The sequence below is a fragment of the Massilia puerhi genome, assembly GCF_009861485.1.
In genome coordinates this window covers 376,914-399,189 of record NZ_WOFW01000001.1, presented here as the reverse complement: position 1 = coordinate 399,189, position 22,276 = coordinate 376,914, and the positions used below count along the sequence as shown (strand labels likewise).

Below are 22,276 nucleotides of genomic sequence, written 5' to 3'. Positions count from 1 at the left end.
TCAGAATGTGTAGTCCGCCTTCACATACGCCGAGCGGCCATTCATGCCGAACGGGCAGGTCTCCCAGCAGTGCGTGAAACCCATCTGCGGGAACGGCGCCGCGCGCACCGGGTCCCAGCGGGTCGGATAGGTATCGAACAGGTTGTTCACGCCGGCCGACAGCGACAGCTGCTTGTTGAAGGCGTAGCGGCCGGTCAGGTCGACGATCCACTTCGCTTCCCAGGTCTGCACGAACGGCGCCGTGAAGCCCTGACCCTGCACTTCGCCGAAGTAATTGGCGCGCGCCGTCACGTTCCACGGTCCGGTCGTGTAGTCGGCCGACACCACATGGTGCTTGCGCGGCTGGCCGCGCTCGATCAGCGTCACCTGGGCGTCGTCGAACAGCTGCGCGCCGGTCAGCACCGGAGACTGCGAATTGCGGGCGTCGACCTCGGTCTTGTTGAAGCCCAGCTGGCCGGACAGCACCAGGGTCGAGCCCTGGCCCTTGATGGTCTGCTGCGCCACCAGGTCGAAGCCGGTGGTGGTGGTGTCGATCGCGTTGGTGAAGAACTGGGCCTGGCCCACGCGCAGCGGATCGAGGATGGAACGGATCGGGCATGCCGCCGGCGTCGGGCAAGGGCCGGACTCGGGCGCGATATTGCTCGAGAAGACGATGCGGTCGTCGATCCGCGTGCGGTACACGTCGGCCGTCACCGAGAAGCCCTGGGTCGGACGCAGGATCATGCCGATGCTGGCGCTTTTCGAGGTTTCTTCCTTGAGCGGCGCGATGCCGAAGGCGCGCGTGACGGCGCTGTCCTCGCGCGCGGTGAGGGTTTCGGTCAGCACGCCGGCCGCGTTCAGGTTGGTCGAGACCGAGCTGTAGAACTTCTGCTGCACGCCGGGCGCGCGAAAGCCGGTCGAGGCGCTGGCGCGCAGGCCAATGGTGCGGCTCGGGTCCCAGCGCAGGCTCAGTTTGCCGATGGTGGTATTGCCGAAGTCCGAATAGCGCTCGTGGCGCGCCGCCGCGCCGAGCGTGACGCTGTCGCCGAACCGGCGCTCCAGGTCGAGGTAGTAGGCCGTGTTGTGGCGCCCATCGTCGACCGCGGTGGCCGGCGTGTAGCCGGGGAAGCCCTGGATGCCGGACGCGGCGATGCCGCCGTTCTGGTCGCGGATGATGATCGCCGGATTGTTGGTGCGGCCATACTGGTAGGACACCGGGTCGCCGGCCTCGATCTCGTAGTTATCGCGCCGCCATTCGAAGCCGGCGGCCACGAACAGCTCGCCGCCGAGCACGTTCACCGGGCCCTTGAAGTCGAGGTTGAAGGTGGTCTGCTCGAACTTGAGCGTGCCGGTATCGGCCGACGTCGGCGACTCGCCGTTCTCGTACCAGTAGCTGACGTTGATCGAGTTCCGTTCATGGAATTGCAGCTGGCTGCGGCCGTGATTGACGCTGGCGTCCGCGCTCCAGCCCTGGGGCAGGTCGTGGCGGTAGCCGACCGCCAGCGAGGCATCCTGCACGGTGGTCACGATATTGGGCAGGAAGCCGGTCGGATACACGGCCGGCACGTTGCGCGAGTCTTCCGCCGGGCGGTAGAAGCCGCCCGAATCGCCCTTGCGTTTCGAGGCGCCGCCGAAGGCGTACAACTCGCCGCCGGCGGTCGGGATGGCCGAGTTCATCCACAAGTAGTAGTCCTTGGCATTGCTGTCGCCCAGGCGCTGGGTCACGCGCGGCGGGTTCACGCGCAAGGTGTCGGGACCGGCGCGATTGGTTTCGTCGCGCTTGCGCGCCTCGACCGACAGGTTCAGGTAGCCGCCATCCTGGCCCAGCGCGAAGCCGCGGTTGGCGCTGGCCGAGTAGTTGTCGCCGTCGCCTTCGTCGGTGGTGCCGGCGCTGGCGCTCAGGCTGCCGTTGGTCGCGCCTTTCTTGAGAATGATATTGATCACGCCCGCGATCGCGTCGGACCCGTACTGGGCCGCGGCGCCGTCGCGCAGCACTTCGATCGACTGGATCGCCGACAGCGGGATCGCATTGATGTCGGTGCCGGCCGAGCCGCGGCCGATGGTTTGCTGCACATTGACCAGGGCTTGCTGGTGGCGGCGCTTGCCGTTGATGAGCACCAGCAGCTGGTCCGGGCCCAGGCCGCGCAGGGTGGCGGGGCGGATGATGTCGGTGCCGTCGCTGACAAACGTCGAGGTGAAGTTGAACGACGGGTCGAGGTTTTGCAGCACCTTGCCCAGTTCGAGCGTGCCGGCGGTTTGCAGGTCCTTGCTGTTGATCAGGCCGACCGGCACCGCGGTATCGAGCGCGGTCTTGGCCTGGGTGCGCGAGCCGAGCACGACGACTTGCGACATGCTGTCGTCGGCTTGCTGGGCGCTGGCAGGCGCAAGTGCCGCCATCAGGGCCGTCGCCAGCAGGGCGCGGCGCGGCAGTGTGTTCCTGGTCATCCTCATTCTCATCCCAATATCCCCTGCGTTGATGTTTGTCATGTCACCCTGTCATTAGAGTGTCATTTGATCTTAGCAATGGGTTTTGGAAACTAAATACGAAGCAATTGAAATAAGTAAATACGAAGGTGAAACTTTGGGGATTAGTCTCTTAAAAGAGACAGCGCTTCACACCTCACGACAATTTCATGAGTGTCGGGTAATGCGCTGAGAATAAAGAAGTTTTTAGTGAGAAACGTTGCATTGAAATGTTTGTTGAGTTGTTACGTTCTCTAACAAGATTTCCAATGGTGCGCTCGTGCGTGGCCTTAGCATGGGGTTTGAAGGCGGCGCTTTCGCCGCACATCGTAGGCAGCCACATCATGATTCAACGACGAATCGACGAGCGTTCCGCGCTCGCTACCGAATATGCGTTGTTCCTGGCCGAGACGCGGGGCGTCTCGGCCGGGCTGGTGTACCTCGAGAGCTGCAATGTCTCACAAGAGATCCTGCTGCGGGCCATGCAGGATCCCGCCGCCCGCCGCAATCGCGAGCGGCGCCAACGGCAACGGAACGACTAATGAATATTACCCAGCTCTGCAAGCGCTACGGCCTGGAGCAGCATGGCAGTCTCGAAAGCGCCTGGGACGCCCACGGGCCGACCGGCATCGTGCTCATGCAGCTGTGGCACGCCCCCAACCAGAAACTCCACGATCATCCACTACCCGGCGCGCAACTGCGGGTGCGCTGTTCGCATGCCGATAACGGCGCGAGCGAAGATGCGTACGATGCCCGCATGCGCAGCATCACGGAGGTGGAAAGAGGCGCGCGCGGCTATGCCGCGATGTCGATCCCGCCGAGGACATCGCGCGGCGCCGGCGCTTGGGCCAAGTACGCGAACCTGGAGCGGGTGTTTCCAGTGCTGGCGCTGGAGCGCGAACCGTGCGGCGCGGTGTTCGCGCTGCTCGGCGCGCCGGTGCCGGCCTCCGAGCTGGGCGTGACCGGCCAGCATCCGGGACGCCAGCCGCCCAAGCCGCGCCACATGCTTGGTGTCACGCGTGGTCGCGCATCCACTCTTTCAGGCCGTTGACCCAGTCTCTGGCGGGCAGGTTCAGGCGCCGCTTGATCTGGCCGGCGCGCTCGTACAGCACCGAAAAATCGATGTCCGGCGCATCCCTGAAGGCCAGTACCACGATGTTCGCATCGTGCACCTCGGGCAGCCAGACGACGGCGTCGAACGCCTGCTCCATGTGCAGGAAGTTCTTGTCGTAGTTGCCGAAGTCGCCGAACACATTGGCGGTCATGATGCCGCCCGGCGCCAGGCAGTCGCGGCAACCCTGGTAGAACTCGACCGAATCGAGCACCGGGCCGCGCGCGTCCTGGTCGTACAGGTCGACCTGCAACACGTCGAGCGTGCCGTGGTTGGCCGGGTCGAGCACGAAGTCGAGCGCGTTCATCTCGCGCACCGCCAGGCGCTCGTCGTCTTCGGGCAAGCCGAACAGGGCGCGGCAGATCGCGATCACGTTCGGATTGAGCTCGACCGCCGTGACCCGGGCGTCGGGAAAGCGCCCGTAGCAGAAGCGGGTCAGCGCCGCGCTGCCCAGCCCGAGCTGGGCGATATGACGCGGCGCGCGCTGGAACAGCGTCCACATCATCATCATCTGCACGTATTCGAGTTCGATCGTGTCCGGCCTGGCGATGCGCATCGCGCCCTGCACCCACGAGGTGCCCAGGTGCAGGAAGCGCACGCCCTCGAATTCGTCGATGGTGGCGGGCGGATGGCCGGGCTGGGCGAAACGGGGATCGATGGTGGACGGCGGCATGGCGGAATCTGGCGAAAGGCGAGCCCGATCTTACCAGAGCCGGCGCCGCATTCAGCCCGCAGGGGCCGGCAGCGCCGGCAGGAACAGCGTCACCGCCAGGCCGCCGCCTTCGCGGTTGGCCAGCAGGATGCGTCCGCCATGGGCTTCGGCGATCTCGCGCGCCAGCGCCAGGCCCAGGCCGGTGCCGCTGCGCTTGGTCGAGTAGAACGGCACCAGGGCCTGGGTCAGCACCGTCTCGCTCATGCCGCTGCCGCGATCGAGCACGTCGATGCGCAACTGGTCTTGCACGCGGCGCGCCTGCAGCACCACGTCGTCCGGCCTGGAGCCCGATTCATGGGCGTTCTTGAGCAGGTTCAGCAGCGCCTGCTCGAGCTGGGCGGCGTCGGCCCAGACCGGGTCGGGCGGCAGCTCGCCCTCGACCGAGAACGCGACCTGGCCCGACAGGCGCGCGACCAGGCCCGGCCACGGGCAGGCTTCCAGGCGCGGCGACGGCAGCTTGGCGAAGCGCGCATAGCCGAGGATGAAGGTTTCCAGGTGACGGGTGCGTTCGCCGATGGTTTGCAGGATCTGCGGCAGGCGCTCGACCTGGCCGCGCCGCACCAGCTCGGCGCCCGAATGCGCGAGCGAGGCGAGCGGCGCCAGCGAGTTGTTCAGTTCATGGCTGATCACGCGGATCACCTTCTTCCAGGTCTGCACCTCCTGGCGCCGCAATTCCACCGTCAGCTGGCGCAGCAGCAGCAGCTCATGACGGCGGCCATTGAGCGTAAACGTGCTGCGCGCCAGGTGATAGACCTCTTCGTTCTCGCCGTCGCCGGTATTGAACAGGCCGTCGCCGCCGCGCGCCAGCGCCTCGCGCAGCGCCGGCGCCGCCTCGTCGACCAGCGCGCGCAGCGCATGGCCTTCGAGCTTGCGGCCGTGCGCCAGCAACTGGCGCGCGGCGACGTTGGCGTAAACGATGACGCCGGCATTGGCGCTCGAGTCGGCCACCAGCAGCATCGCCACCGGCGTGTTCTGCACCATCGAATCGAGCAGCAGTTCGCGCTGCGCCAGGCCCAGGCGCTGCTCGCGCAGCACGGCGCCGAGCCGGTTGTGGGCCGCGATCAGGTCGCTCAATTCATCGTTGTGGGGGTAGTAGAGGCTGAACGAGAAGTCGCCGTCGCGGTAGCTGTCTACCGTTCCCTCCAATGCGCGAAACAGCGACAGGATGGGCTGGACCTGCGTGCGCAGGGTAATGATCGCCACCGGCAGCAGCCCGAGCAGGCACAGGGCCGCCACCAGCACCGGCCGGCCGGGGAACAGCGAATCGAGGCCGAGCGCAGCCAGCATGCCCAGCGCGAGCAGGGTGCCGACCAGCGCCGACAGGCGCGTGACCAGTGAAAACCTGGTCCTGGCCGGCGCCTGGCTCATGGGCGGGCGATTCCCAGTCGTTCCATACGGCGGTACAGCGCCTGGCGCGACAGGCCAAGCTCGTTCGCCGCCTGCGCCACCACGCCGCCGGCGCGCGCCAGCGCCCCGGCGATGGCGTCGCGGTCGGGCTCGGACTCCTGGACCGACAGGCTGGCGGCCGGTAGGCCGAGGTCGGCTACCCGGATCGTGTCGCCGCTCGAGAGCAGCCTGGCGCGCGCCATCACGTTCTTGAGCTCGCGCACATTGCCGGGCCAGGGATGGGCCAGCAGGGCCGCCTCGGCCGACGCATGCAGGGTCTTGCCGCGCCCCAGGAAGGCATGCGCCAGCGGCAGGATGTCGCCTGGACGGGCCGCCAGCGGCGGCAGGCGCAGCTCGATCACGTTCAGGCGGTAGAACAGGTCTTCGCGGAAGGTCCCGGCGCGGATCATGGCCGACAGGTCGGCATTGGTGGCGCTGATCACGCGCACCTTGACCTGCCGCTCGCGGTTCGAGCCGAGCCGCTCGAAGCGGCCGGTTTCCAGCACCCGCAGCAGTTTCATCTGGCCGGCCAGCGGCAGGTTGCCGATCTCGTCGAGGAACAGGGTGCCGCCGTCGGCCGCCTCGAACTTGCCTTCGCGCGCCTTCGAGGCGCCGGTGTAGGCGCCGGCGTCGGCGCCGAACAGTTCGGCCTCGATCAGTTCGGACGGCAGGGCGCCGCAATTGAGCACCACGAAGGGGCCGTCGGCCACCGTCGAATTGGCCTTGATGATCTCGGCGATGCGTTCCTTGCCGGTGCCGTTGGGGCCGGTGATCAGCACCGGCACGTCGGCACGCGCCACCTGGCAGGCCAGGTGCAGCACGCGTTCGGTGGCCGGGTCTTGCCAGACCAGGCCGCGCAGGTCGAAGTGCAGTTCGAGTTCGCGCCTGGCCTTGCGTTCGCGCTGCAGGCGGCTGGACAACAGCCGGTTGGCCTGGCCCAGCTCGATCAGGTTGCCGACCGTGGCCAGCAGGCGCTCGTCGTTCCAGGGCTTGGACAGGTAGTCGGCGGCGCCCGCCTTGACCAGGTCGACCGCCGCGTCGAGGTGGGTCCAGGCGGTCAGCAGGATCACCGGCAGGTCGGGGTGGCGCAGGCGGATCTCGCGGAACAGGGCCACGCCTTCCTCGCCCGAGGTGGTGTCGGCCGTGAAGTTCATGTCCTGGATCACCAGGTCGACCGGCTCGCTGGCGAGGATGGCCAGGCCTTCCTCGGGCGAAGCGGCGCGCAGGGCGGCGATGTCGTGCAGCGAGAACAGCACGTCGAGCGCCATGGCGACGGCGGCGTTGTCGTCGATGATGAGAACGGTGGGCATGGCCGCCAGCATAGCATTCTCCCGCATGCCCTAGGTGCTGCGGGTTGCCAGCGCCGGCGAGGTGCTCGCCGCGCGCCACGCCGGACCATACGCGGCCAGGATGCCGATTGCCCAGAACAGGACGGCGCCGCCGACCAGGTACATCAGCGGCAGGCGCGTCATTTCCAGCTTGCTCACCAATAGCCCGTTCAGGGCGACGCCCAGCAGCACCCCGCCGAACACGCCGCCGCTGGTGATCATGACATTCTCGAGGATGAAGTAGCGCAGGATGTCGGTCTTGCGCGCGCCGAGCGCGCGCCGCACGCCGATCTGCTTGCGGCGCTGGGTCACCCACAGGCTGGCCATGCCGACGATGCCGCTGCAGGTCACCAGCAGCAGCAGCACGCTGACCGTCACCAGCATCCACGACAGCGCCATGTCGGCGCGGTAGCGTTCCTGGCGGTCGCCTTCGACCGTCTTGATACGCAGGATCATCGGGGTGGCCGACGACTTGCGCAGCGCCTGTTCGGCCTCCTGCATCACGCGGTCGCGCTGGCCCGCCTCGGCGCGCATGGCGTAGGTCGTGCCAGGCAGGCCATACGCCAATTCGGGCATCAGGATCGAATATTCGCTATCCATGCCGATCTCGGCATGGACGGTCTGCAGGCGCTCGACCACGCCCACCACCCGGGTCCCGCGCGCATCGTTGCCGGTGCCGAAGTACATCGTCTTGCCGACCGCCGGCACGCCCGGCCACAGCTTCTCGGCCAGCGCCTTCGTCATCAGGATATTTTCGGGCGGGAGGTTGCTGGCGGCCTGGTTGACCTCCGGGACCTCGTGCGGCAGGAAGTCGCGGCCCTCGACCAGCTTCAGGCCAAAGGTCTTGACCATCGAACCATCCGACGCATAGACCGAGGTGTAGGCGCTCTCGCGCTCCTGGCGTGGGTCGGCCGACACGCTGCTGGTGGTGCCGCTTTGCGACATCGGCATCTGCGACACCTGGCCGGCCGATACCATGCCGGGCACCGCGCGCAATACCTCGAGCTCGCGCTTGATGGTGGCCAGCATCTGCTCCGGCGTGTCCTGGTTCAGGTTACGCACCGAGAAGTAGAAGGTCGAGGCTTCGTCGAGCAGGCCCGAAGGCCGCGCCGCGACTTCGCGCCGCTCGTTGACGATGTGCAGGGCATTGGCCAGGATCGCCAGGCTCAGGGCGACCTGCAGCGCCACCAGGATCGGGCCGGTCTTGTTGCGCAGCAGCGCGGACAGGATGGGGCGGATTTCCATGGTCATTCTCCGGTGGTCATTGCGATTTGAGTTGGATGGCCGGCGTCACCTGGCAGGCGCGCCAGGTCGGCAGCAGGCCGGCGATCAGCGAGGCGCAGATCGACAGCACGATGGTCAGCGCCAGCATCTGCCAGTCCATGCGCGCCACGGCGGCCATGCTCTTGCTTTCCATGCCGATCAGCGCCAGCGCGCCGAAGGCCAGCACCAGTCCCAGCACGCCGCCGGCCAGGCCGACCACGCCGGTCTCGATCAGGAACTGGCGGAAGATGTCGCTCTTGGATGCGCCGAGGGCGCGCCGGATACCCACCTCGGAGGCGCGCACCGAGAACTTGGCCAGCAGCAGGCCGACGGTGTTCACCAGGCACAGGAGCAGGAAGCCGAAGGCGAGCCAGGCCGACAGCCGGGTATCGTTGCCCACCACCTTCTGCTTTTCCATCCATTCCATCACGTTGTACAGTTCGACCGGGGCCTGGCGCTTCAGGCGTCCCAGCTTGCGTTGTTCGCTCGCATAGTTCTCGAGGAAGGCGTGCAGGTCGACGCGGTCCATGCCCGAGCGGGTCTCGAGCCACAGCTGGATCCAGGTGCATTCCGAGGCCAGCAGGCTGGCGTAGCCAGGGTCGCGCTGTTCGCTGCAGTTCATGCTGCCGTAGGGCGGCATCTCGCGCCGCACCGCGGTCGTAAACGGGATCATGAAGTCCTGGCCGGTGGCCGGGCCGCTGCCGATCAGCTTGTAGTAGCGCGGCATCGGATTCCACTCGTCGAGCACGCCCACCACGGTGAACGGCTCGCCGCCCATGCGCAGGCGCTGGCCGACCGGGTTGGCGTCGCCGAACATCTTTTCGGCGACCGTGCGGCCCAGCACGACGACGTTGGCGCCGCTGGCTTCTTCCTCGGCGCTCCAGGCCTGGCCGTGCAGGAAGGGGACCTCGAACATGGCGAAGAAATCGCGCGTCGGCGCCAGCCCATAGCCGCTGAAGGCGGGAATGTCGGCGCGCGGCGGCTCGATCGGCATGCCGGTGCCGAACATGGCCGTGCCGCGATCGCTCGGATTGGCGCGCAGCAGGTTGGTCGCGTCCTTGTAGCTCATCTGCATGTCGGCGTGGTCGGCGCCGGGGATGAAACCCTCGGCCTGGGCGTTGTCGATGAAGGGCACGAACAGGCGCTCGCTCTTGGAGGGAATAGGGTCGCCCGACATCGCGTGCAGGATGGCGAGCGTGGCCACGCTGGCGGCCACGCCGACCGCCAGGGTCAGCACCATCAGCGTGGTCAGGTAGCGGTTGCGGCGCAGGCTGCGCACGCCGAGCTTGAAGTAATAGCCGAACATGGCCGCTCCTTATGCCGTCGCCGGGACGTGATCATCGACCAGGGACGGCGCGCGCCGCACCAGGTCGGACACCTGGCCGTCGATGATGTGCACGTTGCGGTGGGTGCGCACCGCCAGCTCGGGGTCGTGGGTCACCATCAGGATGGTGGTGCCGGCGGCGTTGATCTCCTCCAGCAGCTCCATCACGCCGCGCGCCATCTGCGTATCGAGGTTACCGGTCGGTTCGTCGGCCAGCAGCAGTTTCGGCGAGCCGGCCAGTGCGCGCGCGATCGCCACGCGCTGCTGCTGGCCGCCCGAGAGCTCGGCCGGGTAGTGCTTCATGCGCGAGGCCAGGCCGACCTTCGACAACGCATCCTCGATCCGCTCCTTGCGCTCGCGCGCATTGAAGCCGCGGTAGCGCAGCGGCACGTCGACGTTGTCGAACAGGTTCAGGTCGGGGATCAGGTTGAAGCCCTGGAAGATGAAGCCCAGCTTTTCATTGCGCAGGCGCGAGCGCGCCGCGTCGTCCAGGCCCTGCACATTGACGCCGTCGAGCACGTATTCGCCCGAGCTGAATTCCTCGAGCAGGCCGGCGATGTTCAAGAAGCTGGTCTTGCCCGAACCGGACGGGCCGGTGACGGTGACGAACTCGCCCTGGCTGACGTGGATCTCGAAGCCGCGCAGCGCGTGGGTCTCGATCATGTGGGTGCGGTACACCTTGCTCAGGTTGGTCATGCGCAGCATGCTTGGCTCCTTGTTGGACATTAAGTATCAGTTGATCGAAACGCGTGCGGCATTGTCGAAGGCATCGGTGCCGGCCACCACCACCTTGTCGCCCGGCTTCAGGCCGGAGACGATCTCGACCGCCGAGATGCTGGTGGCGCCGACCTGGATCGGGGTGCGTACCGCGATCCCGTCGCGCACCACATAGGCATGGCGTCCGCCTTCGTTTTCCAGGAACGGGCCGCGCTGCACCATCAGGACGTTCGGCTTTTCCTCGATCAGGAGGCGCGCGCTCACGCGCTGGCTCTGGCGCAGGCCCTTGGGCTGCTCGCCGTCGAAGCGCACCCGCGCCAGCACCTGGTTCTTGACCACTTCGGGCGACAGCGCCGACAGCTTGCCGGTGGCGCGGCCGGTGGGCAGGGTGATCTCGGCGCTCATGCCCAGCCCAAGGTCGCCGGCATACGTCTCGGGCACCTCGACCTCGACCTCGAGCTTGGACAGGTCGACCAGCGTCATCAGGGGCGCATTGGCGATGACGACCATGCGGTTCTGCACATTCAGGGTACCGATGAAGCCATCGACCGGCGCGCGCACGGTCAGCTCGTCGACCCGGCGCTGGGCGTTGGCCATCGACAGGCGCGCACGCTCCATCTCGTTGGTCTTGGTGCGGATCGCCAGCTGGACGTCGTCGCCTTCCAGGTTGGCCGCCTGCGCCGCGTGCCTGGCGCGGATGCCGGCCGAATTCAGGGCGTCCTGGGCCTTCTGGTAGTCGATCTTGGCGATGATGCCGACCACGCCCACGCTGTCGTAGCGCTCCACGGTGCGCTGGGCCGATAGGCGCTCGATCTCGGCGGTGTCGGCTTCGCGCTTGGCCAGCAGTTGCTGCTTGCGCGCCAGGATCTGCTGGCGCGCCACCTCGGCCTTGAGCTGTTCGTAGGTCGAGACTTCGCGCTTGAGGGCATCGGTCAGGTCGGGCGACTCGAGCACCGCCAGCACGTCGCCCTTCTTGACGGTGTCGCCTGCGGCGACCTTCAGGTTGACGGTGGCGGGCGCGGTGGAATACAGGGTCGGACTGACGGCGGCCACCACGCGGCCGTTGACGGCGGCGTCGCGCACCAGGGTGCCGCGCCCGACTTCGGCGATGCGCACCCGGCTGGCGGAAACGGAATGCTCGCTGCCGCTCCAGGCGGCGTACAGGCTGGCGCTGACGGCGACCAGGGCGGCGGCCCCAGCGACCAGCAGCGCGCGGCGCTTGATCTTGTGGCCGGCGGGCGGGGCGACGACGGCGTCTTGTTGGGATGTATCGCGAATCATGGGGTGTCCAGTAACGACGGGTTTCCTGTCGTTACAGCATGATCCGTGCCAGCGATTAAGTCATTGATTTATAAGAGATGGCCGGACGCCGCCGCTGTCCGCGGTGTCCGTCCGGCATGCTGGCGGTCGTTCGCGGACAAAACTGTCCGCGTCGTCCCTTACTTCTGCGGCTGCTGCTTCTGCCCGTACTTGCCGACGATCTCGCCCTTGGCCAGCACATGGCCCTTCATCGCTTGCAGCACCTGGTCGCGATCGGCGCCGAAGGGCACGTCGAGCATCTTGTCCAGTGCATAGACCTGGAAGTGGTAGCGGTGGGCGGGTTCGCCGACCGGCGGCTTGGGTCCGTAGTAGCCGGGCGCGCCGCGGGTGGTGCGGCCCTGCAGCACGCCGTCCGGGTCGGACAGGCGCGGCTGCTCCTGCACGCCTTCGGGCACGCTGGTGATATTGGCCGGGATGTTCCACATCACCCAGTGGACAAACGGCGTGACCGGCTTGGCGTCCGGGTCTTCCATGATGACCGCATACGACTTCGCGCCGGCCACGGCTTTCCACGCCAGTGCCGGCGAGACGCCGTCGGCATACTCGGTGTAGCGCTCGTGCAGCATGCCGTTGGCGCCGAAGCTGGACGACGACACGCTCAGCTGCCCCTTGGCGTCGGTTTCGGCGCGCTTGTTGGCCAGCGGGACCTTGTTGCCTTTGTTGGCCTGTTCCTCCATCGGACCGGCCGGCGCCTTCGGCGGCGTCGCGGCGGCGGTCTTGGCGCCGGTGTGGGCGATGCGGTAGATCACGCCATTGGCGTCGTCCGCCATCAGCAGTGACCCATCCTTGGCCAGCGCCAGGCCGACCGGGCGCGCGATATGGGTCTTGCCGGCGTCAAGCAGAAAGCCGGTGACGAACGGCTCGACCGACTTCGGCTGGCCATTCTCGTAGCGCACGCGCACGATCTCGTAGCCCGACGCCGGCACCCGGTTCCACGAGCCGCGCATGGTCACGAAGGCGTCGCCCTGGTACTCGGCCGGGAAGGCGCTCCCGGCGCCCCACACCCACTGCATCGGCGCCGCGTGAGCGGTATAGCCCAGCACCATCGGCGTGCTGCGTGCCTTCCACTGTTCCTTGGTGATCTCGCCCTGGGGCGTACTTTGCGGGTAGATCTCGCCGGCCCCGTATACATGCGGCCAGCCGTATTGTTTGCCGAGTTCGATCTTGTTGATCTCTTCGGGCTGGACGTCGTCGCCCAGGAAGTCGATGCCGTGGTCGAAGCCCCACAGCTCGCCCGTGGTCGGATGCCAGCCGAAGCCGATCAGGTTGCGCAGGCCGCTGGCGAAGATGGTGCGGCTCTTGCCGTCCGGTGCGACGCGCAGCAGGGTCGCGTTTTCCACATTGCTCTCGTTGCAGGTATTGCAGGTGCTGCCCACGCTCAGGTACAGCATGCCGTCCGGACCGAAGGCCATGGTGCGGTTCGGGTGCTGGCCCGAATCGGGCAGGTCGCCGACCAACATCTTGAGTTCGCCCAGGCGGCCGTCGCTCTTGATATCGGCCACGAACAGTTCCTTGACCGTGACCAGGTACAGCTTGTTGTCGCGGATCGCCAGGCCGTGGGCGCCGGCGCGGTTGGCCACCGTGACCGGAGCGCCGTCGGCGCGGCCGTCGCCGTTGGTGTCACGCAGCAGCAGCACGTCGCCCTGGTCGCGCCGGCTCAGGTAGACGTCGCCGTTGGGCGCCACCGCGAGGATGCGCGCGTTCTTGAGGCCGGTCGCGAAGGCGCTGACCGTGAAGCCCGGCGGCGCCTTCAGGGCAGCGATGCGCTCCGGCGTGGCCTCTACCTTGTTGGGTTTCCAGACGTTGATCTTGGTGGAGAACATGGTGCCGTCGCCTTGCTGGGCGGTGGCGGAGCCGAACGCCAGGCATAGCGCGGCTGCGAGCGAAGCGCGTTTCATCGGGGCCTGCCTTTCTTGGTTGTCGTTAGTGGGAGCCTTGCGCAAGAGATCGTGCCAGTGATTTGGAACGCGGTATGTGTGGAAACGAACGTTGTCCGATTCAAGAATGCATATGCGCTCAGGGTAATTTCGCAAGACCAATGTTTTCGATCTTGCAAGTTAGCAATCCATTCACATATTGGACTGGCACCCGGCGTCGCCGGTTCTCCAGAAAGACCATCCGTGTCGTTGTTCGACCGCCTGCAAGACCTGTGGCGCAGCCTCGCGCTCACCCCCGCCTCTCCGCCACCCCGTCATTTCTTCATCCCGGACGAGGTCGAGCGCCTGTACCGCCTCGATGACGCCGCCGGCATCGACGACCAGACCTGGAACGACCTGCTGCTTGAATCGTTCGAAGAAAAACTGGCGCCCCAGGCCAGCATCTTCGGGCGCCAGGTGCTGCACCGGCGCCTGCGCGCCGGCATCGACGATGCGGCCTGCCATGCGCAGCGCGCGCGCCTGCAGGCGCTGATGGACGATCCGGCCCGGCTCGCTGCGATCGAGGCCAGCCTGTCGACCTTGCGCCATGCCGATGCCGAAGTGGCCGGCCTGCTGTTCCAGGACACGGCGCCGGCGGTCCCTGCCTGGTCGCGCTGGCTCTGGGTACTGCCGCTCGCGCTGCTGCTGTCGCTGGCCGCCCTGGTCACCCAGCCGCTGGGCTGGATGCTGACCCTGGCCGCGCTAACGCCCCTGATGGCGCTGCAGATGCGGCTTCACCGGCCGCTCGAGGCATGGCGCGCCACCATCCGCACCCTGCACGCGCTGCTGCGCAGCACCAGCCTGCTGGGCGGGCAGGGCGGGCCGCTGCTGGAACCGTTCGTGGCGGCGCGCGCCAGGGCGGAACGCCTGCATGTGCGCCTAACGCGCTCGCTGAGCCTGCGCATGATCCCGGGCGCGATCCAGTACGCGGACTGGTTCGCGGCGGGTAATGTGGCCTTCTATTTCAAGACGCTGCGCATCGTGCACGCCGAGCGGGCCTTGCTGCGCGAGTGCTACCTGGCCTGCGCCAACCTGGAAGCCGACGTGGCCCTGGTGCGCCATCTGGCGTCGATGCAGCGCTGGTGCTGGGCCGAACGCGTCGACGCGCGCACGCTGGTGCTCGACGGCGGCGTCCACCCGCTGATGGACCGGCCGGTGGCGCTGTCGATGGCACTGGAAGGGCGGGGCGCCTTCGTCTCGGGCCAGAACGCCTCGGGCAAGAGCACCTTCCTGCGCATGGTCGGCCTGAACGCGATCGCGGCGCGCGCCTTCGGTTTCTGCTACGCCACGCGGGCCTGCCTGCCGGCGCTGCCGGTGCGGGCCAGCATGCAGAACGAGGATTCGCTGCTCGGCGGCGAGAGCCTGTATATGGCCGAATTGCGGCGCGCGCGCGAATTGCTGGACGCCGCCGGCCAGCCGCCGGGCATCTGCCTGATCGACGAGGTGTTCCGCGGCACCAATCACCTGGAGTCGGTGTCGGCCGCCTGCGCGGTGCTGGAACAGTTATCCGAGCGCGACCTGGTGCTGGTGTCGTCGCACAACCTGGTGCTGGCGCCGCTGTTGCGCGAACGGCTGGACCCGTTCTTCATCGACACCGCCAGCGGTAGCCCGGTCTTGGCGCCGGGCGTATTGCGCAATCCGAACGGGATCGCGCTGCTGGCGACCCAGGGCTTTGGCGCGCGCATCGAAGGGCGGGCGGCCGAGGTGGCGCGCTGGTTGAGCCGCCACCTCGGCGAGCCTGAACCGGCCTAGTCTTCCAGCTTCAGGGCCTTGGCGACATCATCCCACGCCACCGCCTTGTAGTTCTGGGCGCCTTCCGGCATGCGCTTGAAGCCGTCGTGCACCACCAGCATGCCGCGTGCGTAGGGACCGCCGAAGTTGGCCGAGCTCACATCCAGGCCGTCGGTCTCGGAGGCGCCGTCGATGCCGGCCACCGGATCCATGCCGACCCGGAACGCGCCGCGCACCTTGAACGGCGGCGCCGCATCGAACACGACGTAGCTGCTATTGCCCTGGCTCGACACCACCAGGTAGCTGTGCCTGGCGCCGTGGTAGATGCCCATGCCCTCGATATCGTCGTGCAGCCATTCACCGACCGGCATCACCATCCTGAGCGTGGCCGGCTGGTCGGCCCTGGCCGAGGTCACCCACAGCGCCTTGTCTTCCTCGCCCACGAACAGCAGGCCGCTGCGGTCGTCGGCCACGCAGCCTTCGGGTTGCGTGGCGACCTTGAACTGGCGCGCCAGCCGGGCGCCGAACTTGCCGCCGGCACGGGTGATCTGCCAGTGTTCGTAGCGGCCGTCCTTGTCGTTGACGAAGGCATCCAGGCCGCCTTCGGGCGTGCGGTAGAGGCAGGTGCCGTAGATGTCGCCCAGGCCGGTCGCCAGGCGCGCGGCCTCGGCCAGCTCGCCCCGGGCGTCGATCGTGTACAGCACCATCGCGTGCTCGTCGCGCTGGGTGGCCAGGGCCAGGTCGAAGCGCTCGCCGCCGAAGCGCAAGTCCTGGCGCACGTCGACGTTGTTCAGGCGGCCCGATGGCAGGAACTGGGTCTGGCGGCCTTCCAGGTCGTACACCAGCAGGCCCTGCTTCTTGTTGGAGCCGAGGATGCGCGATCGGCTGGCGTCCTGCGGATTGACCCAGATCGCCGGATCGTCGGCGGCGTCGCCCATCTGCGCCACCGGCGCGGTCTGCATGCGCGGCATCACGATCGGCAGCGAACGTGGCGGCGCGCCGCCGGCTTTCCAGGCCAGGGCCGGGGCTTGCCAGCCCTTCTTGGTCTGCACCATCAGCGAACCGCCGCCCAGTGTCACCAGTTGCTCGGCGCCCAGCGCGCGCGCCGGCTGCTCTTGCCATGTGCCGCCAGCGCGGCGCCAGGTCAGCAGCTCGCCTTGCTCGCCGAGGGCGGCCACGCCGCCCGGCAGCACGGCCAGCGCCTGGACTTCGCCTTTCAGTTTTCCGTAGGGTGCGCGCAGCGCCACCGGCGTGCGCACCGCCGGGCCTTCGGCATTGGCGCCATAGGCCCACACGCCCATGCCTTCCTCGGCCACGAACAGCGTGGCGTGGGCGTCGTCGACACGGCAGTGTTCGACGCCGGTCGGCAGCGCCAGGCGGCGCACCATGCGGGCCTGCTCGCCCAGCAGCCATTGCTGCGCCTGGCCATCCGCGCCGACCAGGAACACGTGGTCGAGCTGTTGGGCGTCGCGGTACATGCAGGCCGCCTCGATGCCGAAACCGGCGCTCGGGATCGCCGGCAGGCGGGTCAGGGTGCCAGCCGCGAGGTCGACCCGCACCGGCTGGGCCTGTTCGAGATTGGAGTCGACCAGCACCGCCAGCGCGCCGCCTGGGACCGGGCGCAGGTCGAGCCGCTCGCCGCGCAGGGCCAGGGTGGCGCGGTCGATGCCGTCGGCGCCGACCAGGCGCAGGCCGCGCTTGTCCAGTGCCAGCCAGGCGCCGCCCGGCAGGGCCGCCAGTTCATCGGCATCGCGTGGGGCCTTGGCCGGGTTATGGGTTGCGGCCGATGCGGCGCCGTGCAGCGCCGCCAGAACGATCAGGGAAACGATTTTTTTCATTGGAAGATGCTCGCTTTCAGGCCGATCTTGAAGGTGCGGCCGTATTGTTCGTGTTGCGCATTGCGGGACTTGTCGCCCATGTAGACGTAGTATTTTTCGTTGTTCAGGTTACTGGCATCGAAAGTAAGCTGCCAGCGCTTGTCGATCTTGTACGACATCGAGAAGTCCAGCTGCTTCTGGGCGTCGACGTAGCGGTCCTGGCTGGCGTCGAGCACGTCCTCGCCCAGTTCCAGCAGGTAGGGCGACTTGTAGTTCATCGCCAGGCGCGCGCTGAAGCCACCGGCCTCGTAGCCGACCATCAGGTTGCCGATGCGGTTCGACTGGCCCGGCATGCGGATCTCGCGGGCGCCACGTCCACCGTCGCCGTCGGCGCTGTCGATCCCGGCGCGCGAATGGGTGATGGCGCCGTTGATGCCGATCAGCAGGCCATTGAACGGCGCCGGCAACATGCGCAGCGGCTGCTGCCAGGCCAGTTCGATGCCGCGCACGCGCGCCTGCTCGCCATTCTTGTACGAGATCGCGCTCGCGAAGTCGGCCCATTCGCCGGTCCCCGCCAGGTCGGTCGCGTAAGTAAAGTCCTTGATGTCCTTGGTGAACACGTAGGCCGACAGCACGCCGTCGCCGCCGATGGTGCGCTCGATACCGAGGTCCAGGTTGTGCGAGCGCAGCGGATTCAGGTCCGGGTTGCCGATGGTGGCTTCGTCGTCGCCGTCCAGGCTCACGCCCGGCGCGAGCTGGGCGAAGTTGGCGCGCACCACCGAATTGCTCCAGGCGGCGCGCAGGCTGGTGTGCCGGTCCAGGTCGTAGCGCAGGTGCATGCCGGGCAGCCAGTTGGTGTACGAGCGAGAAGCGCCGCGCGGCGTGATCTCTTCTTCGTCGGTCACCTGCGAGCCATTGGCCCGGAAGCGCGTGCGCTCGGCGCGCACGCCGGCCAGCAGCGACCAGGCGCCGCGGCGCAGGCTGGCCTGCAGGTAGGCGGCGTCGATGTCTTCCTGCAGCTTGAAGTCGTCCAGCGCCGAATCGACGATCGCACGTGCGCCATCGCGGTTCAGGCCCGCCAGGCGGGCGCGCACCAGGCCCGGATCGATCGCGTAGCCGAGGTTGCCGAACGGGAAGTCGAGCCGGGTGCCATTGACGAAGGCGCTCATCGAGGTCGGGCCGGCGCCCCAGTAGTCGCCGTCTTCCGGATCGTCGCTGCCGAATTCCCAGGCGTCGGTATCGGTGCGCTTGTCGCGGCGGGTGGCCTTGGCGCCGAACTTGACCGCGCCGCTCCAGTCGCCGGCGTCGACGTCGCGTTGCAGGTCCAGGCGCAGCTGGTGGCTCGAATCCTTGGCATAGGCGCGCTCGATCGCGAACGAGTCGAGTTCGTAGTTGGCGGCATCGGCCACGCCGGCTGGCGCGATCAGGTGCGGCGCGCGGGTGTTGGTGAATCCGACATCGGAAAAGCTCTCGATATTGGTGAAGCGCGCGTCGCTGATCGCGTTCGGGGTCTTGTCGGTGGCGCGGCTGGTGGCCGCTTCCAGGTGCATCTTCCAACTGTCGCCAAAGCGGCGGTCCATCGAACCGGTGAGCGAGCGGATCTCTTGCGTGTACTTGCGCTGGCGCAGGCGGCGCTCGACGGTGGCGGGGGCCAGTTCGCCTTCGACCACGCTCTCGTCGTCGTTCTCGAAGTCGCCCACCGTCATGCGGTCGCGCGATTCTTCGTCCGAAAAGCGGCTCATGAAGCCGCGCAGGGCATAGCTGGTGGCGGCGTCCGGGCGGTAGTCGAGGTTGAAGGCGCCGGCGCGGCGTTCGCGCGTGGGCAGGTAGTCGCGCATTTCAAAACCTTCGAGGCGCTTGCCGTCCCAGGCGCCGCCGGTTTCCACGTTGTCCGAGCCGAACTTGCGCTTTTCGCCCGACAAGCCGGCGGCGATGCCGAGTTTGCCGTCCATGAAGCGCTGGGCCCACAGCAGGTTGGCGCTCGGGCTGTTCTGGTCGGTGTTGGTGTCGTGGCTGGCCCCCACGCCGACGCTGAGCAGCTTGCCCGGCAGGTCGAACGCCGACAGGGTTTTCACTTCGACCGTGCCGCCCAGCGAGTTGGCGTCCTGGTCGGGCGTGGCCGACTTGGTCACTTCCAGCGAGCGCACCAGGCCGGCCGGCAGCACGTCGAGCGCCACCGCGCGGCGCGTCGCTTCGGGCGAAGGCACCAGGGCGCCGTTGATGGTCACGCTGTTGTAGTCGGCGTCCAGGCCGCGCACCACCACGTAGCGGCCTTCGCCCTGGTCGCGCTGGACCGACAGGCCGGGCACGCGCGCCAGCGCTTCGGCGGCGTTCTTGTCGGGCAGGTGGCCGATGTCGTCGCTGCTGATGACGCTGACGATATTGTCGGCCTGTTCCTGGGCCGCGATGGCGCGCGCCAGGCTGGCGCGCTGGCCGGTGACGATCACGCTCGATTCGACGGCCGGAACTGGCGCCGGAGCAGCGTGGACACCGGCGGCGGCCAGCAGGCTGGCGGTGATGGCGGGGAGGGCGAGATAGCGCATGGGGGCGAGAAGATAGTTGGAGTGGGGCGGATTCTGGTGCCCGAATGTGACCAGTTGGTGACGCCGGAAGGCGTCCCCGTGAGCCGTTCGGACCCCCTGCCGGGATGCGACGGCTTTGTCGGCCTGTCATCTTGCCGTCATCTGGCTGCGCTATGTTCCGGCGATCCATCTCCGCATCTTGCTCCCATGTCCAATGTGATCCGCCATGCCCTGTCGATCGGCGCGCTGCTCGGCGCCTTTGCCTTCCTGTTCGTCGGCGCCGGGACGGCCATCCCGATGGCCGAATGGGACTGGGTCGACATCGCCAGCGAGGGCGGCACCGCGCTGCTGGCGGCGCTGTGGTGCCTGACCGTGCTGTCGAGCCGCCCGGACGGCCTGGTCACCCGCCTGCTGGCCGGCGGCCTGGCCTGCATCATGCTCGGCTCCTGGGCCGACTGCCTGGACGAGGTGATCGACGTCGACAAGGCCGCGCTGTGGGACAACGCGCTCGAGTCGCTCTTGCCGCTGGGGATGCTGATCCTCACCGTCGGCATGTATTACTGGCGCCTGGAGCAGGCCACCCTGTCCGACCATATGCGCAAGCGCGAGCGGCTGTTTCGCAACCATCGCCCATTCGACCGCATCACCCAGCTGGCCGATGCCGCCTACCTGCGCGCGCAGCTGCGCCTGGAAAGCCGGCGCGCCGGTGGCCAGGGCTGCGCGCTGGTGCTGTTCGATATCGACGAATTCCATCGCATCAACCGCGAACACGGCCAGCCCGAGGGCGACCGCGTGCTGCAGGCGGTGGCGCACATGCTGCTCCTGAATCTGCGCAACGAGGACCTGCTGTGCCGCTATGCGGGCGACCGTTTCGCGGTGCTGATGCCGGGCCTGGACGAGCCGGAAGCGCGCGACGCCGCCCGGCACCTGTGCCGGATGGTGTCGTCGATGCGCCACCATGCCCCGAAGGGTAGAGTGCGGATCTCGCTGCGCCACGGCTGCGCGCCGGCCCACGGGGCGCCGGATGCGCTGCTGGTCGATTTGTGCCGCCAGATGGATGCCGTGTGATCGCCTGGCAGAGCGCCGCAGAACCGTCGATCCCGGCGCGCCAGCAGCCGGCGCTGGCGCTGGAATACGGCCGCTCGCGCGACGCCGTCGATGCCGACCTGCTGCGTGACACGGGGTTGGTGGCTGGCCTCGATCCCGACGGTCTGGTCGCGCCGGCGCAATACCTGCAGCAACTGGCGAACACCTTGCGCACCCTGGACAGCCCGGACACCAGCTTCATGCTGGGCCAGTTGCTGTTGCCGGGCCACGACGGCGCCGCCAGCCACGCGCTGGTGCAGGCGCCCACGCTGCGCGCGCTGCTGCAGACCCTGTGCCGCTTCCACGCGCGCCTGACGCCGCTGTTGCGGCCGCGCTTCGAGAGCTGGGGCGAGGTAGCGCTGCTGTACTGGATCGACGCCCATGGCGCCCCCGCGATCCGCCCGGCCCTGGTCGAGATGCACATGACGGCGGTGGTGGCGCTGTGCCGCTGGCTGGGTGGCGAGCGCCTGCCGTGGCGCTTCTGCTTCAACCGCGGCGCACCGCGCCATGTCGAGCAACATCACGTCCACCTGGGCGCCGAGCTGCGCTTCGGCTGCCAGCTCGACGCCATGCTGTTGCCGTCAGCCTGGCTCGACCGGCCCTGGCCGCGCGCCAGCGAGGTGGCGGCGCGCCTGGCCTGGCAGGCCGCCGAACAAGAGCCAGCGCGTGCGCCGGGCATCCTGGCCGCGCTGTACGACTACCTGCTGGCCAATGTGCGCATGGCGCCGACCCTGGAGCGCACGGCGGCCGACTTCGGCGTCAGCCCGGCCACCTTCAAGCGCCAGCTGCTGCGCCACCACACCCATTTCCAGGGAGAGCTGGACCAGGTCCGCACCCACGTGGCGCTCTGGCTGTTCCAGGTCGAGCGGGCCGACAACGAGCAGGTCGCGCGCTACCTGGGCTTTCATGACGCGGCCAATTTCCGGCGCTCGTTCAAGCGCTGGACTGGCCTGACGCCGGGGCCGATCCGGGCCGCGCTGGACGGTGAACTGGGCTGGTTCAGCGCCGCGCTCGGGCCCGGGGTGTAGCGCACGAGAGAATTCGCGCACATTTTCCCCTTCGAGAAGTGGTATCTTTCACAACCAAGAGCGTTTTCGAAGAGAAGGAATGAGCGCCAGCCTGGTCCTGCACATCGTCTGCCCAACCCAGAAGCGCGGCTTTGCCGCATGCATGTCCTTTTGCTTCGTCTGTCTGCTGGCCTATGGCCTGGCGAGCGGCGCGCGCAACAACCTGTCTCCCGGCGTCATCGTCTTCACCGCCTGCGCGCTGGCCATCGTCAGCGTGGCCGCCTGGGCGCTGTACCGCAACTTCGTGTTCCGCGACGAGCTGTACATCGCCCGCGAAGGCGAGCTGCCGCCGATCGAGCTGGCCTTCCTGCTCGACGAGATTCGCGCGGTGCGGCTGCTGCCGGCGCCGGAAGCCTGGACCCCGGAAGCGAAGTGGGAGGCGCTGGGCTTCGGCCATGGCCGGATCGAGATCGAGACCGCCACCCATCGCTACCATTTCGGGGCCGGGCTCGACGAGCGGGCGGCGAACGACGCGCTGCAACGCATCAACGGCTTTTGCCTGGCGCAGCGCAGCGTGGCCGTGGCGGCCTGAGA

General features: G+C 67.9%; 17 protein-coding genes. 6 read left to right on the top strand and 11 right to left on the bottom strand.

What is annotated here, in order from left to right; translation table 11 throughout:
- Window positions 1-2,424, bottom strand: coding sequence for a TonB-dependent receptor plug domain-containing protein (locus GNT67_RS01790; RefSeq protein ID WP_201447552.1), 2,424 nt, complete (start codon window positions 2,422-2,424; stop codon window positions 1-3).
- Between the two features lie 362 nt (window positions 2,425-2,786).
- Here GNT67_RS01790 and GNT67_RS01785 point away from each other — a divergent pair, with 362 nt between their 5' ends.
- Together GNT67_RS01785 and GNT67_RS01780 are read left to right on the top strand one after the other, a co-directional pair.
- Window positions 2,787-2,984 carry a hypothetical protein gene (locus GNT67_RS01785; protein WP_147936230.1) on the top strand — a complete coding sequence of 66 codons (198 nt, stop codon included), beginning with the start codon at window positions 2,787-2,789 and terminating at the stop codon, window positions 2,982-2,984.
- A complete protein-coding gene (locus tag GNT67_RS01780; protein WP_159628002.1) occupies window positions 2,984-3,493 on the top strand; it encodes a hypothetical protein in 510 nt (169 codons plus the stop codon). The genes GNT67_RS01785 and GNT67_RS01780 overlap by 1 nt, the downstream gene beginning before the upstream one ends.
- On the opposite strand, the gene GNT67_RS01775 is transcribed toward GNT67_RS01780, so the two are convergent.
- The 8 genes from GNT67_RS01775 to GNT67_RS01740 all read right to left on the bottom strand — a co-directional run bounded on the left by GNT67_RS01775 (window position 3,456) and on the right by GNT67_RS01740 (window position 13,501).
- Complete coding sequence (locus tag GNT67_RS01775; protein ID WP_159628000.1) at window positions 3,456-4,226, bottom strand: spermine/spermidine synthase domain-containing protein; 771 nt, start codon at window positions 4,224-4,226, stop codon at window positions 3,456-3,458. The genes GNT67_RS01780 and GNT67_RS01775 overlap by 38 nt on opposite strands.
- Window positions 4,227-4,277: 51 nt before the next feature.
- Entirely contained in the window at window positions 4,278-5,633 is a 1,356-nt protein-coding gene (locus GNT67_RS01770; RefSeq protein WP_159627998.1) for a sensor histidine kinase, read from the bottom strand.
- Complete coding sequence (locus GNT67_RS01765) at window positions 5,630-6,961, bottom strand: sigma-54-dependent transcriptional regulator (RefSeq protein WP_159627996.1); 1,332 nt, start codon at window positions 6,959-6,961, stop codon at window positions 5,630-5,632. Before GNT67_RS01765 ends, GNT67_RS01770 begins: the two co-directional genes overlap by 4 nt.
- A gap of 30 nt (window positions 6,962-6,991) precedes the next feature.
- The gene (locus GNT67_RS01760; protein WP_159627994.1) at window positions 6,992-8,224 is read right to left on the bottom strand and encodes an ABC transporter permease; all 1,233 of its coding nucleotides are present in this window, start codon (window positions 8,222-8,224) and stop codon (window positions 6,992-6,994) included.
- 16 nt (window positions 8,225-8,240) lie between these two features.
- Entirely contained in the window at window positions 8,241-9,548 is a 1,308-nt protein-coding gene (locus GNT67_RS01755) for an ABC transporter permease (protein WP_159627992.1), read from the bottom strand.
- A 9-nt stretch (window positions 9,549-9,557) separates the two neighbouring features.
- The gene (locus GNT67_RS01750) at window positions 9,558-10,271 is read right to left on the bottom strand and encodes an ABC transporter ATP-binding protein (protein WP_159627990.1); all 714 of its coding nucleotides are present in this window, start codon (window positions 10,269-10,271) and stop codon (window positions 9,558-9,560) included.
- 27 nt (window positions 10,272-10,298) lie between these two features.
- Window positions 10,299-11,564 (bottom strand): efflux RND transporter periplasmic adaptor subunit, encoded by a 1,266-nt coding sequence (locus GNT67_RS01745; RefSeq protein ID WP_159627988.1) that lies wholly within the window; start codon window positions 11,562-11,564, stop codon window positions 10,299-10,301.
- A 158-nt stretch (window positions 11,565-11,722) separates the two neighbouring features.
- Complete coding sequence (locus GNT67_RS01740; RefSeq protein WP_159627986.1) at window positions 11,723-13,501, bottom strand: YbhB/YbcL family Raf kinase inhibitor-like protein; 1,779 nt, start codon at window positions 13,499-13,501, stop codon at window positions 11,723-11,725.
- A 222-nt stretch (window positions 13,502-13,723) separates the two neighbouring features.
- Between GNT67_RS01740 and GNT67_RS01735 the strand changes: the two genes are divergently transcribed.
- Window positions 13,724-15,271, top strand: a complete 1,548-nt coding sequence (locus GNT67_RS01735; RefSeq protein WP_229407876.1) for a MutS-related protein — start codon at window positions 13,724-13,726, stop codon at window positions 15,269-15,271.
- Here the strand turns inward: GNT67_RS01735 and GNT67_RS01730 are convergent.
- Window positions 15,268-17,088: a phytase gene (locus tag GNT67_RS01730; protein ID WP_159627984.1), complete on the bottom strand. Its 1,821-nt coding sequence runs from the start codon at window positions 17,086-17,088 to the stop codon at window positions 15,268-15,270. The genes GNT67_RS01735 and GNT67_RS01730 overlap by 4 nt on opposite strands.
- A complete protein-coding gene (locus GNT67_RS01725) occupies window positions 17,085-19,610 on the bottom strand; it encodes a TonB-dependent receptor (protein WP_159627982.1) in 2,526 nt (841 codons plus the stop codon). The genes GNT67_RS01730 and GNT67_RS01725 overlap by 4 nt, the downstream gene beginning before the upstream one ends.
- A 186-nt stretch (window positions 19,611-19,796) precedes the next feature.
- Between GNT67_RS01725 and GNT67_RS01720 the strand changes: the two genes are divergently transcribed.
- The 3 genes from GNT67_RS01720 (at window position 19,797) to GNT67_RS01710 (ending at window position 22,274) form a co-directional block, all read left to right on the top strand.
- Complete coding sequence (locus GNT67_RS01720) at window positions 19,797-20,657, top strand: GGDEF domain-containing protein (protein ID WP_159627980.1); 861 nt, start codon at window positions 19,797-19,799, stop codon at window positions 20,655-20,657.
- Window positions 20,654-21,703 (top strand): AraC family transcriptional regulator, encoded by a 1,050-nt coding sequence (locus GNT67_RS01715; RefSeq protein WP_159627978.1) that lies wholly within the window; start codon window positions 20,654-20,656, stop codon window positions 21,701-21,703. Before GNT67_RS01720 ends, GNT67_RS01715 begins: the two co-directional genes overlap by 4 nt.
- 79 nt (window positions 21,704-21,782) lie before the next feature.
- On the top strand, window positions 21,783-22,274 hold the full coding sequence (locus GNT67_RS01710; protein ID WP_159627976.1) for a hypothetical protein: 492 nt from the start codon (window positions 21,783-21,785) through the stop codon (window positions 22,272-22,274).
- Window positions 22,275-22,276: the final 2 nt, after the last annotated feature.

Coding starts and splice junctions, on each gene's coding strand:
- GNT67_RS01745 (WP_159627988.1), bottom strand. CDS start 11,564: ATGATTCGCGATACATCCCAACAAGACGCCGTCGTCGCCCCGCCCGCC.
- GNT67_RS01750 (WP_159627990.1), bottom strand. CDS start 10,271: ATGCTGCGCATGACCAACCTGAGCAAGGTGTACCGCACCCACATGATC.
- GNT67_RS01730 (WP_159627984.1), bottom strand. CDS start 17,088: ATGAAAAAAATCGTTTCCCTGATCGTTCTGGCGGCGCTGCACGGCGCC.
- GNT67_RS01790 (WP_201447552.1), bottom strand. CDS start 2,424: ATGACCAGGAACACACTGCCGCGCCGCGCCCTGCTGGCGACGGCCCTG.
- GNT67_RS01725 (WP_159627982.1), bottom strand. CDS start 19,610: ATGCGCTATCTCGCCCTCCCCGCCATCACCGCCAGCCTGCTGGCCGCC.
- GNT67_RS01740 (WP_159627986.1), bottom strand. CDS start 13,501: ATGAAACGCGCTTCGCTCGCAGCCGCGCTATGCCTGGCGTTCGGCTCC.
- GNT67_RS01755 (WP_159627992.1), bottom strand. CDS start 9,548: ATGTTCGGCTATTACTTCAAGCTCGGCGTGCGCAGCCTGCGCCGCAAC.
- GNT67_RS01785 (WP_147936230.1), top strand. CDS start 2,787: ATGATTCAACGACGAATCGACGAGCGTTCCGCGCTCGCTACCGAATAT.
- GNT67_RS01760 (WP_159627994.1), bottom strand. CDS start 8,224: ATGGAAATCCGCCCCATCCTGTCCGCGCTGCTGCGCAACAAGACCGGC.
- GNT67_RS01775 (WP_159628000.1), bottom strand. CDS start 4,226: ATGCCGCCGTCCACCATCGATCCCCGTTTCGCCCAGCCCGGCCATCCG.
- GNT67_RS01780 (WP_159628002.1), top strand. CDS start 2,984: ATGAATATTACCCAGCTCTGCAAGCGCTACGGCCTGGAGCAGCATGGC.
- GNT67_RS01710 (WP_159627976.1), top strand. CDS start 21,783: ATGAGCGCCAGCCTGGTCCTGCACATCGTCTGCCCAACCCAGAAGCGC.
- GNT67_RS01720 (WP_159627980.1), top strand. CDS start 19,797: ATGTCCAATGTGATCCGCCATGCCCTGTCGATCGGCGCGCTGCTCGGC.
- GNT67_RS01765 (WP_159627996.1), bottom strand. CDS start 6,961: ATGCCCACCGTTCTCATCATCGACGACAACGCCGCCGTCGCCATGGCG.
- GNT67_RS01770 (WP_159627998.1), bottom strand. CDS start 5,633: ATGAGCCAGGCGCCGGCCAGGACCAGGTTTTCACTGGTCACGCGCCTG.